Annotated in this window: 16 protein-coding genes; 10 read left to right on the forward strand and 6 right to left on the reverse strand. The window is 44.3% G+C overall.

The annotated features are described in order from the left end of the window. Window positions 1-45: 45 nt before the first annotated feature. From LEPTO7376_RS10780 to LEPTO7376_RS10795, 4 genes are all read right to left on the reverse strand, one after another. The gene (locus LEPTO7376_RS10780) at window positions 46-384 is read right to left on the reverse strand and encodes a DUF760 domain-containing protein (protein ID WP_015134208.1); all 339 of its coding nucleotides are present in this window, start codon (window positions 382-384) and stop codon (window positions 46-48) included. 83 nt (window positions 385-467) lie between these two features. Then, on the reverse strand, window positions 468-947 hold the full coding sequence (scpB, locus tag LEPTO7376_RS10785) for an SMC-Scp complex subunit ScpB (protein ID WP_015134209.1): 480 nt from the start codon (window positions 945-947) through the stop codon (window positions 468-470). 185 nt (window positions 948-1,132) lie between these two features. Further along, window positions 1,133-3,760 (reverse strand): ATP-binding protein, encoded by a 2,628-nt coding sequence (locus tag LEPTO7376_RS10790; RefSeq protein ID WP_015134210.1) that lies wholly within the window; start codon window positions 3,758-3,760, stop codon window positions 1,133-1,135. 123 nt (window positions 3,761-3,883) lie between these two features. Further along, window positions 3,884-4,339, reverse strand: coding sequence for an EVE domain-containing protein (locus tag LEPTO7376_RS10795; RefSeq protein ID WP_015134211.1), 456 nt, complete (start codon window positions 4,337-4,339; stop codon window positions 3,884-3,886). Window positions 4,340-4,611: 272 nt separating this feature from the next. Between LEPTO7376_RS10795 and LEPTO7376_RS10800 the strand changes: the two genes are divergently transcribed. The 5 genes from LEPTO7376_RS10800 to LEPTO7376_RS10820 all read left to right on the forward strand — a co-directional run bounded on the left by LEPTO7376_RS10800 (window position 4,612) and on the right by LEPTO7376_RS10820 (window position 8,960). Then, on the forward strand, window positions 4,612-6,318 hold the full coding sequence (locus LEPTO7376_RS10800) for an ABC-ATPase domain-containing protein (protein WP_015134212.1): 1,707 nt from the start codon (window positions 4,612-4,614) through the stop codon (window positions 6,316-6,318). A 179-nt stretch (window positions 6,319-6,497) separates the two neighbouring features. Beyond that, window positions 6,498-6,971: a universal stress protein gene (locus tag LEPTO7376_RS10805; RefSeq protein WP_015134213.1), complete on the forward strand. Its 474-nt coding sequence runs from the start codon at window positions 6,498-6,500 to the stop codon at window positions 6,969-6,971. Between the two features lie 103 nt (window positions 6,972-7,074). Then, on the forward strand, window positions 7,075-7,680 hold the full coding sequence (gene coaE, locus LEPTO7376_RS10810; protein WP_015134214.1) for a dephospho-CoA kinase: 606 nt from the start codon (window positions 7,075-7,077) through the stop codon (window positions 7,678-7,680). Window positions 7,681-7,717: 37 nt separating this feature from the next. Continuing rightward, window positions 7,718-7,927: a hypothetical protein gene (locus LEPTO7376_RS10815; RefSeq protein WP_015134215.1), complete on the forward strand. Its 210-nt coding sequence runs from the start codon at window positions 7,718-7,720 to the stop codon at window positions 7,925-7,927. 145 nt (window positions 7,928-8,072) lie between these two features. Next, entirely contained in the window at window positions 8,073-8,960 is an 888-nt protein-coding gene (locus LEPTO7376_RS10820; protein ID WP_015134216.1) for a hypothetical protein, read from the forward strand. Between the two features lie 3 nt (window positions 8,961-8,963). Here LEPTO7376_RS10820 and LEPTO7376_RS10825 read toward each other — a convergent pair whose 3' ends face one another. After that, window positions 8,964-9,611: a PAP/fibrillin family protein gene (locus tag LEPTO7376_RS10825; RefSeq protein ID WP_015134217.1), complete on the reverse strand. Its 648-nt coding sequence runs from the start codon at window positions 9,609-9,611 to the stop codon at window positions 8,964-8,966. Window positions 9,612-9,672: 61 nt separating this feature from the next. Further along, entirely contained in the window at window positions 9,673-10,449 is a 777-nt protein-coding gene (locus LEPTO7376_RS10830) for a biotin--[acetyl-CoA-carboxylase] ligase (RefSeq protein ID WP_015134218.1), read from the reverse strand. 125 nt (window positions 10,450-10,574) lie between these two features. On the opposite strand from LEPTO7376_RS10830, the gene LEPTO7376_RS10835 reads away from it, so the two are divergent. The 5 genes from LEPTO7376_RS10835 to LEPTO7376_RS10855 are packed head-to-tail and all read left to right on the forward strand — an operon-like array spanning window position 10,575 to window position 14,333. Further along, the gene (locus tag LEPTO7376_RS10835) at window positions 10,575-11,861 is read left to right on the forward strand and encodes a pitrilysin family protein (protein WP_015134219.1); all 1,287 of its coding nucleotides are present in this window, start codon (window positions 10,575-10,577) and stop codon (window positions 11,859-11,861) included. A 46-nt stretch (window positions 11,862-11,907) separates the two neighbouring features. After that, window positions 11,908-12,540, forward strand: a complete 633-nt coding sequence (locus LEPTO7376_RS10840) for a peptidoglycan-binding protein (protein ID WP_015134220.1) — start codon at window positions 11,908-11,910, stop codon at window positions 12,538-12,540. 22 nt (window positions 12,541-12,562) lie between these two features. Then, a complete protein-coding gene (locus LEPTO7376_RS10845; RefSeq protein ID WP_015134221.1) occupies window positions 12,563-13,315 on the forward strand; it encodes a hypothetical protein in 753 nt (250 codons plus the stop codon). 11 nt (window positions 13,316-13,326) lie between these two features. Further along, window positions 13,327-13,518 (forward strand): heavy-metal-associated domain-containing protein, encoded by a 192-nt coding sequence (locus LEPTO7376_RS10850; RefSeq protein ID WP_015134222.1) that lies wholly within the window; start codon window positions 13,327-13,329, stop codon window positions 13,516-13,518. A 20-nt stretch (window positions 13,519-13,538) separates the two neighbouring features. Next, the gene (locus tag LEPTO7376_RS10855; protein WP_015134223.1) at window positions 13,539-14,333 is read left to right on the forward strand and encodes an ion transporter; all 795 of its coding nucleotides are present in this window, start codon (window positions 13,539-13,541) and stop codon (window positions 14,331-14,333) included. The last annotated feature ends 9 nt before the right edge of the window (window positions 14,334-14,342 follow it).

A 14,342-nucleotide genomic window follows, 5' to 3' on the forward strand; every position in this document is an offset into this window, starting at 1 on the left:
TAATGGCGATCACACTTAATTTTTTTATTACTCAAAAACCTAATATCAATCCAGATCTGAAGGCAAGGAACTAGAATCCAACAAACTCGACTCCAAATTCATTCGCTGCTCCATCTGGCCAATAAAATAACCAGTCATCATCGCCGAGGCAAGTAAATTAGCGAGATTTTCGCGATCTGTGGTGATACTTACTTGAAAATCATCTGGTGGCAAAACCCCGATCAGACCTCTGACATTATGAGCAATAATCTCCTTCACTTCCGGGCTAGCGGACTGAGCAACTCGACTTAAGACATCTTGATTCTGCTGTTGCAGGTATTCCATCAAGGTATTTACTGTCTGCTCGTCAACGTCTGAGGAAAAGAAGTCAGAGTTAAAAATCATTCGCCATTCCGAAAATATGTGATTCTTACGTCCCACTTTAACGTTAATTTTTCGTACTGTACACCGTTTACCCCTCTGAAATCTTAATTAAATCCTTCAGAAAGTTGATCTATTTCAAAATACTGATAGAATTTGTCGCTCACTTCAAGCCAAAAAGATCGTCCATCTTGTTGCCGTCTTTTTTTCACAAACCCCTGGGCCACGAGGTCACCAACATGTTGATAGGCTGTGCTGCCCCGCAACTCGATCAGCTCTGTCTGCAAAATAGGAGACTTCAAGGCGATCGCCGCCAATGTTCTGAGGGCACCTGTATTTAACTCAGCAGGAATCAAATCTGTGACCATCGCCTGACAACTTTCCCGCAGCTGTAAGCAATAACCATTAGGCGTTTCAAGAACCTCAAGAGCGCTATCACGATGGGCATAATCTGCCATCAATTGCAGTAAAGCATCTTCGACCAAATCCAAATCCAAATCCACGCCAGCAGACTCTGCCAATTCTTCTAGGGAGACAGGTTGCGCTTTGATGTAGAGAATCGCTTCAAGTTTTGTGGAGAGCTTCAATGGCGTAAAGAGATATTAAGAACAGCATAGGCCTTGGTGCAACTCAATTTAAGCGAGACATTTGGCACAGTCAAGATGGGCGATGTATTTCGAAAGGCTTTTTATAATGCACTAGCATCTTTTGCTGATGGTATGAGAGGCGATCGCCACACTATATTTTTCACCGGAAACCGATGACCTAAATTTTATGGCAACACAGCAATATCGGCATTGGTATTTAAGTTGCGAGGCAATGTGACGATAAACCGAGATCCTTTGCCAAGAGTGCTCTCTACATGAATCGTACCCTTCATACGTTGCACTAATTTATAAGTAATCGCAAGACCTAGTCCTGTGCCCGATTTTGCAAGGTTCATATTCTGTTGGACTTGCCAAAATTCATTGAAAATATCATCAAGATTTTCAGGAGAAATGCCAATACCGGTGTCTTGAACGGTAATGGTGACTGTGTCGTCATCAGGTTGCTCAGCAAGGAACAGAGAAACAGAACCTTGTCGAGTAAATGACAGAGCATTAGCCACAAGATTTACAACAACTTGGCGAATCCGTTTTTGGTCATGAGTCACAGAACAATCTTCAAGCTGGCTACTAAAATCGAGCAGTAATTGTTTTTCGTCAGCGAGGGATTGCAATTCAGCCACAATATCCCTGGCAAGGGACTCAAGGTTAAAGGCACTGGGCAGGAGCTTAAGCTCAGTCAACTTCATTTGGGAGAAGTCCAAAATATCATTAATGAGCGCCATCAAACTGCGACCATTGCTAAGGATACGTTTTAAGATTTGTTGTTCGCTACCACCGAGAAAAGAACGGCGTTGGTTGAGTAGCACTTGGGAAAATCCGAGAATTGCATTCATCGGCGTCCGTAGCTCATGGGAAACCGTCGCCAAAAATAAGTCTTTGACGCGGGACGTTTCGATCAGTTCTTGGTTCTGTTGTTCGAGGGTTTTAATGAGGCGAGCATTATCAATGGCGATCGCCGCCTCTTCTCCCACCGCACTCAGAAATTCGCAATCTTCAATATTAAATGCGCGGGCAATTTGCCAATTTCCGATCACCAAGACACCTAGTCGGCCAGATGATACAGACTCAATCGCTACGGCGGCCAAAGAAGCAGGCAACAGATCATCCACCTGAAAATTACGCAAATAAGGCTCCCCTGTTTGATAAACATTTAGGAGCCATTCTTTATCCTGATGGAGGAGCTCTGCAAAGGCGATCGCCTTCGGTTGTTGCCCATCAGTTACCACAAAAAAATCATCCTCTTGGTTTGCATCATAGAGGGCAATAGAACAGATTTGAGCGGCGGGAACATCTTTACAAATTTGATGAACAATACCCTTTAAAAGTTCAGGGATGCTCGTCAACCGCTGATTAATGAGAGTCGTTAAATGTTGGAGCGTTTTAAGGCGTTTTTGCTGAGTGGTCAGTTGGGCGATCGCCCCTTGAAGATCTTGATAAACAGCCTGCCGTTCATCATAGAGTCGCGCATTTTCGATAGACCAAGTGGCCCGATAAGCGAGTTCCTGCAATAACGCCAAATCTTCGCTACAGCAGGCACGATGGGAATCTCCCCACGCAAAGAAAATTGACCCAAGAGAGCGTTTACCTACTTGCAGCGGAATCCAAATATAGGACTGTAAATTTAATTGCTCGATCAGCTCTGGCGACCAACCATAATCCGTTGCTAACAACTGCTGCTGTTCCGTTGACAACTGAAAAGAATATTGCGGGATATGAGGCGTTGGAGAAACAAGGATGAGTTCATCAAAAAAACGTTTAACGAGTGACTCTTGGGATGGATTACGATGGCTCGCCACCATCGGATGTTCGCCTGTTTTCTCGACATAGAGCTCTAAGATGCACCAGTCCGCAATACGAGGAACCGCTAACCACGCCAAATTTTCAAGGGTCGCCTGACAATCAAGCGAAGCATTCAGCAAACTACTCGCCTGGGATAGAAAACGACTGCGGCGATCGCGACGTTTTCGGGCAGTAATGTCGGTCATCAAACCGCACATTCGGGGTTCACTGTGGAGACTTGACCGTTGGAGTTGACCACGAATCCAAAAGTCACGATATTCTCCCTGTTCATGGCGAAGTCGCACTTCCACTGAAAAATCTTTGTTCTCATAGAGGTGTTGTTTAAAAGCAACTTTGGTTGGTAAATAATCTTCTGGATGAATGCGTCTTTTAAAGTCCTCAAAATTTAGGGGAGTATCCTCAGCACCCAACCCCAACATTTCCCACAATCGGCCATTACTCTCAATATCTTGGTGGGCGATCGTCCAGTCCCAAATGCCATCCTTAGAAGCATCCAAGGTTAAGCGATATCGCTCATCAATCTTTTGTAAAGTGCGACTCAGATCTTTATTTTGCGCTTGCACCTGCTGTAGTCTTGCCACGTGAAAAAAACTGCGGCGTAACTGGCTTGCAGACAAAATATTCCAATCAAGGTAATCAGCAATTCCGAGCGCTAAACAATCCTGTAAGCAAGGATCATCTTCACCATCTATCAAGGCAACTGTCGGCAATATTTGTGTCACAGCATGAGTCTTTGCCTGCCAATCACTAACCGAGGCAGCAGTTACTAAAGCACAATCCACTGTTTCTGTGTTGAGATAGGCGATCGCCTCAGTTAGTGATTGAAAAAAATGCCCTTCTACTTCTACCATCGGCATGATCACAGCCTTAAGTTGCGCCAAAACCATTTCAGTTGTGGCCAAGCACAACACTTTTTGTACAGCTTGAGATGACCCATCGAACTTCTCGATGTGCTGTAGTTGTTCCGTTGTCGTGGAAGAAGACTCGGTCATAATTGGCTGTGGAACGAATGTCGATAGCAGTAGTTATCTAACGCCAGCAGATATCGCAACAAGTTAAGGAACTAGAGATTTTGGGCTGTCAATGTACGAAAAACGGGGATAAGGCGATCGCCTCTAAACGCCTCCCATCTCCAAAAGTTGTGTTGCAATGTCGTCAGCAACGGGCATTACAGAAAGACGATTACCGCGACGCACTACGGCAAAATCATCGGGGCTAAAAGCTTCTTTTAATTGAGTCAGAGTAATCATCTCCGCCAAGGTTTTGTCATAGGCAATTTCGACCGTTTGCCAACGAGGTTTTTCGGGTGTTGATTTCGGATCGAAATACTTGTGTTCGGCATCAAATTGCGTCGGGTCAACCACATTCGCTTTCGTCACCGTCGCCAATCCCACAATGCCCGGAGGTTTGGTATTGGAATGGTAGTAAAACAGGCGATCGCCCACCTCCATCTCCCGCAAAAAGTTACGAGCTTGATAATTCCGAACCCCATCCCAAATCGCAACCTTGTCGGCCTGTAGGTCTGCCAAACTATAGTCACTTGGCTCAGATTTAATTAACCAATTACGCATAACTCTCGCAGCAAAATCTTACCCAAGACATTTAATCTCTACTCAAAATCTACTCTGTTTTATCGCAGTTCACCTCTACCTATACAGAGATTTTCTGACCTGTCTCAAGAGCGATAGCAACTGATAGCACAAACACAAAAAAAGATCTCGTATTATTGCGAAAACCTTGTTTTTTGTTTGAGATTTTTAAACATTTGGGTGTAATCTGTAAAAACTTGTCATCGATGCATAACAACTCCCGCCAATAAAGGATTGCTCACCCGACGATTTTTATGAAAAGCCAAGCCCAACTTTCTACGTTATTGTTCGAACTCGATAGTCGAGGCTACAAGGCATACAAGCAGATTAAAGGGGAATACGAATTTGAAGATGACTTCACCCTCATTATTGATTATGTCCAGGGGGATCCTTTCGCTGCGCCGACTCAATGCAGTGTGATCATTCCCCAGGCGATCGCCAAATTTTCAGAAGACCTTTACAGCACCCTCAGCCGTGAAATCGCTCTCCGGGATTACCTTTCACGGCAGTTTGCCCAAGTTGCCAAAGAATTTAGTGGATTTAGAGGCACAGGCAAAAGCGGCCTAATCCAAGGCATTGAGCCGGCTCAAGAAGTATTTGAGCGGACTTCAGTTTTTATCGATGACCAAGATATTGAAGTGCGATTTTGGGTAGGACTCCCTGCAAAAGGACGCTCTATCCTCGGACGGCAAGCCGAAGAAATGTTGTGTTATGACCTGCCGCAGATTGTCAAAAAATCCCTCCTCTACGAAAATCTCGATGGTGCAGCGATTAAAGAGCATATCGAAACTGTTGAAGATGCGGAATGGATCCGGAGTGAATTGGACAAACGCGGATTAGTTTCATTTATTGCCAATGGTTCAATTTTGCCGCGTCGCAGCGGTGTTGATCCTCGTCCACTCACGGATAATGTTGTTCCTTTTGAAGCACCGACAGATCTTGAAGTAAGTTTCGATTGTCCGAACCACGGTCTGATAAAAGGGATGGCTATTTCTAAGGGCATCACCCTAATTGTAGGAGGTGGCTACCATGGGAAATCGACTCTTCTTAAAGCGGTTGAGCTTGGAGTTTACAACCATGTGCCGGGAGATGGCCGTGAATGGGTCATTACCAATGCCAGTGCGGTAAAAGTGCGTTCAGAGGATGGTCGTAGTATCGCCAGTGTAGATATTTCGCCGTTTATTAACCATTTGCCCCAAGGTCAATCCACACAACGATTTTGTAGTAACAATGCCAGTGGCAGCACTTCCCAAGCGACCAATATTATCGAAGCGTTAGAGGTGGGAGCGACAGCGCTATTACTGGATGAAGATACGTCTGCCACAAACTTTATGATCCGCGATCGCCGGATGCAACAGCTGATCCAAAAAGATAAAGAACCGATTACGCCTTTCGTGGATAAAGTGCGACAACTCTATAAAGATCATGGGGTTTCGACGGTGTTAGTGATGGGAGGTAGCGGCGATTATTTTGATGTGGCAAGTACAGTGATTGCCATGGAAAATTTCCAGCCTCACGATGTCACGACAGAGGCCCAAAGCATTGCCGCAGCTCATAAAAATGAACGGCTATTAGAAGGTGGAGATACATTTGGGGAAATCACGCCACGCATTCCTGTCTCGGAGAGTATCGATGCCAGTCGTGGCAAACGCTCGGTCACCATTAAAGTACGGGATACCCATGCTCTCGGTTTCGGGACAGAGGATATTGGGTTAGGTGGGGTTGAGCAACTTGTCGAAACGTCTCAACTGCGGGCGATCGCCTTAGGGATCATCTACGGCAAAGATAAATATGGTGAGGCAAATCTAGCCCTAAAAGACCTCGTCGCAAAAATCATGGCTGATATCGAAGAAGAAGGTCTAGATATTCTGAGTGAATATCCCCAGGCGGATCTGGCCTATTTCCGACAGTTTGAACTGGTGGCTGCTCTCAATCGTCTCAGAACCCTACAAATTCAATAATTTTTCTGTCCAATCAACCTTATATCAATTCAAACAGTGCCACACTTGAAGTGGGAGAGGTGAACGGGATTTTGCCTTTCGACACACCATAGTTTCAGACTTAATACGTCAATCTAACAAAACTATGGCGATCGCCCTAAACCTTTGCCTTCATTGATTTCCTTGAGCTGTGCGCCATTATGATTAGCAAAATTCTTGTCGCCCTAGATTACCTTGCCGATACCCCACAAATTTTTGAGCAAGCTTTGACGATTGCGGAGAAGTTTCAAGCCAATCTATACATTTTCCATGGCGTCGAACCGCAACTAAACACTGTCCCCGAAATGAGTGCAATGGCAGCCTATGGCGGTCTTCTCGATGCACAATCCCTCTCCCTCCGCGAGAAGGAATTTGAAAATAACATCACGGAAATGTCGGCATGGTTACAAGCCCTCGCCAAACAAGCCAGCGATCGCCACATCCCAGTGGAAGTAAATTACAAAATCGGGGAACCAAAAGTCGAGATTTGCAATGCTGCTAAAGAGAGTGAGGCGGATCTGATTATCGTCGGGCGGCGCGGCTTACGGGGAATCAGCGAAGTGCTCATCGGTAGTGTGAGCAGCTATGTAGTACACCATGCGCCTTGTTCTGTGATGGTCGTGCAACACCAGTAATATCGAGCACACTTAAAACTTAATCTGTCTGAATACCTCTGTACAGCAGCTAGAATGTCTTGAGATATTCTGTCACCACTTACCGAAAAGACCATTTCAATTCATGTCAGGTACACTCACTCCACAACGAAACATTGGTCTCACCGGTGGTATTGCGACAGGAAAAAGTACTGTTTCAGACTACCTCGCTGACAAATATCATTATCCTATTCTCGATGCAGATATCTATGCGAGGGAAGCTGTTGCTGTTGGATCACCAATTCTTGAGGCCATTTTGCAGCGATATGGTGAGGGGATTACGGGGAAAGATGGGACTTTAAAACGGCAACGTTTAGGCCAAATTGTCTTTCAAGATGCCCACGAAAAGCAGTGGCTCGAAGCTCAAATTCATCCCTTTGTACGCCAACGCTTTAATCAAGTCTTGGCGGAGCATCCTGACACGACGGTTATTTGCGTCATTCCACTCCTGATCGAAGCAAATTTATTTGATGTTGTGACCGAAACTTGGGTGGTGACTTGCTCTAATCAGCAACAACTCCAGCGTCTCCAGAACCGCAATCATTTAACAGAAACTGAGGCGATCGCCCGCATTGAGAGCCAGATGCCGTTGAGTGAAAAAGTAAAATTTGCAGATGTCGTCCTTGACAATTCTTCGGATCTTGCAACACTCCATCATCAAGTTGATCGGGCCATCGAAATATCTTGTTAAAATACCTGTGCGTTTGATTTGGAAGGTGTAAACCACGATGAAAATTTGGGTAAACGAACAAATTGACCCGACAGGCATTCTCCAAGCTTGTATAGCCTGTTGTAATGAGCAAGCTGCGCAAGATTGTCACGAACAGTGGAAAGTAAAACTGGCCACTGATAAAACAACAGCTGGTTGGCAAGCCCACATCCGAACGGTGGAGTCTTGGGATGATGTACCGGTCAATGCATTAAAACTCAGCTTTTAGCTTTTAAGTTTTTTCTAATTCTAAAAGTCTGTCAAAACGCTTTTTGGTATTTTTGCGACCCCTCCAACCGCGACAATTTCTCTAAATATCTCCGACCTTCGGGTGTGCTCATTCTACTTGTCCAATTTATTTATTAGGCATTCCTATGACTCCTGAGCAAGTCCCACAACGGATGAGATTTCAATGGTGGCGCGATATCCCGCGTAATGTGTCGCGTCGAGAATATGAGCAATATCAATTAATGTGTTTCGGGGCGATCGCCACAGGTATGTTTTCGATTGGCTCGCTCATGATGGCGGTGACAGGATTAACCTTACAAACCTCAAAGGAGTTGGCAGAAATTCCTGCCATGACCGTTGCTGAGGCAGTTGCAGCACCGGACCAAGACCTCGTTAAAATCAGCGGCTATCTCGTCGGCAAAGCGGCACCAACAATGCCTGATGAGCCAGCATTGAAAGTTTTACGCGGTAATTTAAAGCTCACAGTTCGAGATGAGTCGCTCGCTGAAGATGTGACGGTTGAAACGACGTTGCTGGAATGGTCTGATGCCGTTGAGCAAATTTCTTTAACAGATAATCAAGACAGTGAAATTCCATTTGATCTTGATCTCGAAAAATTCCCAATCTCTGAGGTTGAGCCAGAGTTTAGCGATCGCCCAAATGTAAAACGATCTGAGGCAGAGGATGGTGAACGCCGACCGAGTCATGTGGAATATGGTGACGAACTTTTTGAGCTAGACCCAGTAAAGTGGCGTCATGCTGACAGCGCATTTACTGAGTTGGAGCGTGAACTTTTACCCTATGGGCAAGCAGTGGTGGTTGTCGCAGGTATTAAAGATCAGCAACTCATCGATCCCCTCGGCGATCGCCTCCGCATTGAGTTCGGCACCGAGGAGGAAATTAAGAATACAGCTCAGAAGGGACGTTTCTTTTTAAGTATCTTTTGGTTGCCTCTCGGTGGCGCTTCGTACTTTTTCGCAAGACAGGCGATCGCCCGTAACCGTGAATTTGTTTACCGCTCCAACGAAAACTGATCATTAGGGTTTAATCTCAGTGACTTTTTTCAGAATAAAGAGACTGCCATCTCCACCTCGCCCAATCCGAAAATCTTCATCGAGGTAGGTGAGGGTAAGGCTGGGAATACGACCAACTGGATTACGTGCAGAAACAGTACTTATTGCTTTTTTTGAAAAGAATGGCAAGCCTAAAATCTTAGTGATAAAAATTGATCGCTGATTAAAATCAACATTGATTTTTCGGTCTGGAATACCATCCGCGGGAGTAGGAGCCACTGAAAATGTTGCATTCACTGTGACATAGCCTTCGACAAAATTGGTGGCATGTTTACAAAAGGCTTGGTTGTAAAATCCTTTGGTCGCCACATCAATCACTTGGTAAACGCGACCCAACTGAAATCCCAGTGGCAGTGAGTTTAAAACCTGAATTTCTCGCGCGGTGGAATAAATCAGTAGCCAAGCACCATCGAGAAATTCGGGACAAGTTTTCAGAGGATTTGGATTTGGATTTTCGGCTTCGACTGCCAGAGTTTTTATTTCCAGTTGATCGGCGATCGTCTGATCAAGTTTGAGATCTGTAAGGGGTGTACCCGCGGCTAAATTTTCGTCGGCAGCAATGGTGGCGATCGCCGTCATCAATGCTTGTTTTGTTTCAGTGACAATGCTCATAGTGATGAAAGAAATTGCAAAAAATGAGGTTGATTAAAGGAAGTTTCAGATTGGCTCTATCCTAGCCGTCATAACCGAGAGAAACGCCACCAGGTGGAATTTTGATTGTGCTGCGCGACCCTTCCGCCTCCATCAACACAAGCAATTCTCCTTTGCCATTAACGCCAACAATTTTGCCGAGATGGCCTTCATAAACAATCAATTCGTTCAAGTTTTTCAATAGCTTTAAATAATTGGGAAGAATACTATCCATCCCTTCATTTTTCAGAAGGGCGATCGCCTCACTAATTCCCGCAATCACTAGTGCAGCTAAATACTCTATCGAAAATTGGCGTTGGTTTGCCCAAAACGTTTCGAGATTAATTCCCACGTCCGGTACCGGATTGCAATAATTAATCCCCACCCCAATCACTGCCGCAGTCACTTTACCCTGCTGTACCTTCGTTTCAGTTTTGATACCTCCTAGCTTTTTGCCTTGCAACAATAGATCATTCGCCCATTTAACCTCTACCGGAATCACCGCTTCTTGCAATCGACTCGCAATCCCCCAAACACTCGCAATTGTTAAACCATAAGCATCTTGGGGATCTAGCGTAATCGGCACCAAGATCGACAAAAATAAGCCACCTTCCGAGGATGTCCAGGTTTTGCCCCACTGCCCTCGTCCCGCTGTCTGACGCTGGGCGATCGCCACCCTCGGCATTTTTTCTTGAGCCTGAAACCTTTCCCACAACACCTCATTCGTCGAACCAATTTCCTCAAACATTTCAATCTCGGGCAACTCTTCGCGGCTCCCTGAAAACTGCTCTAAGATTGAGGCGATCGCCTTGACATCCATATCCTGTGATCGAAAGACTACGTTCTACCAAAGTACGGTACACCGAGTCACATCAGTAAGACGCAATTTGTTAAAGTCTTATATCAACGAAAAAATTCCGCTGTCGAGCACCGCGCCCTTTGCTAATGGTTTCCACCGCCTCTTCTCAAATGACCCACATCAACACATTGGCAAACGGTATTACGCTCATTGTGACCGAAAACCCCGTTGCAGATTTGGTGGCAGGGCGGATCTTTTTACCAAAGGCTGGCGGACGCTGGGAAAGTCTTGCTCAGGCCGGATTATTCCATCTCATGGCGGCAGTGCTCACGAAAGGCACTGAAAATTATGCCGCTGTCGAAATCGCCGAACAAGTTGAATCCATTGGTGCCAGTCTAGGGGCAAGCACTTCCAACGACTACATGGCGATTAGCCTAAAATCTGTCACCAGAGATTTTCAAACTATTTTGGGATTAGCCGCAGAAATCCTCCGACAGCCCACCTTTCCCGAACGTGAAGTCGAACTCGAACGAAAAATCACGTTGCAAAATATTCGCTCCCAACTGGAACAGCCTTTCAATGTTGCCTACAAGCAATTTCGGGAAAATATGTACCCAGATCATCCCTATGGCATGTCGATTTTAGGGACTGACGAAACAGTCAAAAGCTTTACGCGGGAAGATTTGCAGGCTATTCATAAAAAACATTTTCGACCAGATAATTTAATTATCAGCTTGTCAGGGCGAATCACCCTTGAGCAAGCAGAAGCGATGGTAGAACAAGCTTTTGGTGATTGGCAAAATCCTGAGGACGCATTAGAAGCTCTCAAAATTGCAAATCTGAAACCCACTGGAGGCAATTGGCATACGACTCAGGATAGTCAACAGGCCATTGTAATTTTGGGCTATCTGACGGGGACAGTTGAGGATGATGATTTCTTTGCGCTGAAATTGCTGAGTACTTACCTCGGTAATGGCTTATCTAGTCGTCTGTTTGTAGAGCTGCGGGAAAAGCAAGGGCTAGCCTATGATGTATCAGCCTTTTTTCCCACGCGTCTCAATCAATCACAATTTGTCACCTATATCGGCACTGCCCCAAAAAACACGGCGATCGCCCTCCAGGGACTTCACAAAGAAACCCAGCGACTGGTTGATGCACCTCTAAGCGAAGAAGAATTACAGATCGCAAAAAATAAACTGTTGGGACAATATGCCCTCGGCAAACAAACGAATGCAGAGCTGGCACAGATTTTTGGGTGGTATGAAAGTATTGGCCTCGGCGTGAAATTTGACCAAGATTTTAAAACCCATATCGAACGCATCACCACAACGGAAACCCATGCCGCTGCGCAACGTCACTTTACAAAGCCCTATGTTTCGGTAGCTGGGTCTGTGGAAGCGCTTTCCCTGCTCGAAGACATTGAGCTATCGTAAAAGGCGATCGCCTTGCACTACCATCGAGTTTTAATTGATCACTGCTATGTTTCTACGTTCTGCTCTTTTTTCCGCTGGCTTATCAGTCGCTCTCCTCACAGGCGGCTTCACTCTACACATCAATCCGGCGATCGCCCAGATTATTCGACCCGAATTGCGTAGTGGCAGCACAGGCACAGCAGTACGCGAGCTCCAAACAACCTTACAACTCCTCAACTATTACACTGGCGAAGTGACAGGCACCTATGACGAAGCCACAGTAATCGCCGTCTATCGCTTCCAAAAAGCTGCAAAATTACCAGAAACAGGCATCACAAATCAAGCCACTTGGGCAACCCTTTTCCCCACAGAAGCTGTAGCCACCTCTACCGATACAACGGCACCCTCAGCAACAACCGACACCGCCCCAGCCCAAAATACAAACACTTCACCTTCAACCGCTTCTCAAGCAGCAAATCAACGCACAGTTGACAACCTTCCATTACTCAGAGAAGGGATGGATGGTGAATCAGTGACTTTCCTTCAACAACGCTTAAAAACAAAAGGATTTTTCCCTGGGACAGTCGATGGTGTTTTTGGACCTCAAACCTTGGAAGCAGTAATCGCAGCTCAAACCGCGTTTAAGCTAGATGGTGACGGCATTGTCGGCTACCAAACATGGAAAAAGCTTTTAGAATAGAAGAGAATCGCATCATTATGTAATGGCCTCCCAAGAAAAGTACCCTACCAGGAAAAACCAACATAGATATCGATCTACTTTTAATCCTATAACTTTATATTTGGATGATATCGAAGAAATACTCAACTTACTTAACTCACTGAAAGAAAGGCCGGAAATAAGCTGTTTTCATAAAGATAGGGAGTTAGACATTTTTGACATAGGCACATTATCAAATTTTCATGTTCAAAGTATAGATAATTTAAAAATAAGAGGGTCTGGCATAACAATTTCAATCCAAAGGGATTCAGTTGATATTACGGAATTCACTTTTATGCGAGACCAAAAAGAAATAATACAAATACGAGGAATATATGAAAGCATAAGAAGAATTCTGCTTCATCAAGAACAGCCGAATGAAATCGCCATTGAAGAGACAAAGCCATTCCTTTCCTCTCTCTTCACCACCTCGAGCTTATATTATTTATTAATCCTCATCTTTTATTGGACAAAGAACCTAACATTATTAGCTTTCATAATTTTCTGGTTACTGGGACAACCAATATCTACTTTGATCGATCAAAAAGTAGAAGCTATCCGGAGAGAAAAAAAGAATAAACCTAAAACATCTATAATATATTTGAGCAGAATTAACGAAAGGTCAATATACAAAGACCCAGATCAGATACCTGAAAAACACAACAAAGTTAAAGTAATCCTCAAATTTTGTATAGATATAATTATCGCGTTACTCATCGGGATAATTGCAAATATTATTTTCACTAAGATATTTTAGTAGATGAAATCATGATAGAAATTCAAGTCCCATCCATTGTCTGTGAAGGTTGTGGTTCAGCCATTGCCAAAGCTATCGAATCTAAGCAGAGTGATGCCAAAGTTTCTGTCGATTTAGACAATAAAACGGTCACAGTCGAGACAACAGCTTCAGAGGCTGAACTCAAATCAATTATTGTTGCAGTAGGTCATACACCCGCTTAAAACCTAAGCCAAAGTAGCAAATGACGAGTCAAACGTCTTGGCGATTAACGATTGGGCAATATCTTGATGACTTCGAAAGTGTTATTGGTCGAAGTATCAATATTGTCCTTTGTTTTTTCATCTTTTTGTCTTCGGGTATTTTTGTTGCACAAACCTATACATTGCCACCAAATATTTCAGATATTCTGTCCTATGTGGATTATGCAATTCTTGGGTTATTCACTATTGAATATTGTCTGCGACTAATTTGTGCGGAAGCTCCTCTCAAGTTTTTATTCAGTATTGCCGCAATTATTGATTTACTGGCGATCGCCCCATTATTTTTTGGGTTCTTCGATGCGCGCTTTTTGCGATTATTCCGCTGGTTCCGATTATTACGACTAATTCGATTTTTTAGACTAGAAATCTCGATTTTAAATGTCAAAGCAGAAGATACGATTATTTTAAGTCGGATTGTTTTGACTCTGTTTACGATTATTTTTATCTATTCAGGCTTAATTTATCAAGTCGAACATAACGTCAATCCTTATATTTTCAAGAACTTTTTAGATGCACTTTATTTCGCCATAGTCACGATGACAACAGTGGGATTTGGAGATCAGATTCCGATTTCCTACGCTGGAAAATTTGTCACTTTAATGATGATTTTGACAGGTATTGCGGTAATCCCATGGCAGCTTGGGGATCTCGTCCGCCAATTTATTAAAAGTACGAGCCAACGAGAAATAGACTGTGGCAAATGTGGCTTAGCTTTCCATGACCAAGATGCACAGTTTTGTAAACGTTGCGGCACAATTCTTGAACAAGATTCTTGATGTTATTAA

Source organism: [Leptolyngbya] sp. PCC 7376 (assembly GCF_000316605.1).
Lineage (GTDB): Bacteria > Cyanobacteriota > Cyanobacteriia > Cyanobacteriales > MRBY01 > MRBY01.

Excerpts from the sequence above, each read along its gene's own strand:
- LEPTO7376_RS10780 (WP_015134208.1), bottom strand. The coding sequence starts at position 384 with ATGATTTTTAACTCTGACTTCTTTTCCTCAGACGTTGACGAGCAGACA.
- LEPTO7376_RS10790 (WP_015134210.1), bottom strand. The coding sequence starts at position 3,760 with ATGACCGAGTCTTCTTCCACGACAACGGAACAACTACAGCACATCGAG.
- LEPTO7376_RS10795 (WP_015134211.1), bottom strand. The coding sequence starts at position 4,339 with ATGCGTAATTGGTTAATTAAATCTGAGCCAAGTGACTATAGTTTGGCA.
- LEPTO7376_RS10800 (WP_015134212.1), top strand. The coding sequence starts at position 4,612 with ATGAAAAGCCAAGCCCAACTTTCTACGTTATTGTTCGAACTCGATAGT.
- LEPTO7376_RS10805 (WP_015134213.1), top strand. The coding sequence starts at position 6,498 with ATGATTAGCAAAATTCTTGTCGCCCTAGATTACCTTGCCGATACCCCA.
- coaE (WP_015134214.1), top strand. The coding sequence starts at position 7,075 with ATGTCAGGTACACTCACTCCACAACGAAACATTGGTCTCACCGGTGGT.
- LEPTO7376_RS10815 (WP_015134215.1), top strand. The coding sequence starts at position 7,718 with ATGAAAATTTGGGTAAACGAACAAATTGACCCGACAGGCATTCTCCAA.
- LEPTO7376_RS10820 (WP_015134216.1), top strand. The coding sequence starts at position 8,073 with ATGACTCCTGAGCAAGTCCCACAACGGATGAGATTTCAATGGTGGCGC.
- LEPTO7376_RS10825 (WP_015134217.1), bottom strand. The coding sequence starts at position 9,611 with ATGAGCATTGTCACTGAAACAAAACAAGCATTGATGACGGCGATCGCC.
- LEPTO7376_RS10830 (WP_015134218.1), bottom strand. The coding sequence starts at position 10,449 with ATGGATGTCAAGGCGATCGCCTCAATCTTAGAGCAGTTTTCAGGGAGC.
- LEPTO7376_RS10835 (WP_015134219.1), top strand. The coding sequence starts at position 10,575 with ATGGTTTCCACCGCCTCTTCTCAAATGACCCACATCAACACATTGGCA.
- LEPTO7376_RS10840 (WP_015134220.1), top strand. The coding sequence starts at position 11,908 with ATGTTTCTACGTTCTGCTCTTTTTTCCGCTGGCTTATCAGTCGCTCTC.
- LEPTO7376_RS10845 (WP_015134221.1), top strand. The coding sequence starts at position 12,563 with ATGGCCTCCCAAGAAAAGTACCCTACCAGGAAAAACCAACATAGATAT.
- LEPTO7376_RS10850 (WP_015134222.1), top strand. The coding sequence starts at position 13,327 with ATGATAGAAATTCAAGTCCCATCCATTGTCTGTGAAGGTTGTGGTTCA.
- LEPTO7376_RS10855 (WP_015134223.1), top strand. The coding sequence starts at position 13,539 with ATGACGAGTCAAACGTCTTGGCGATTAACGATTGGGCAATATCTTGAT.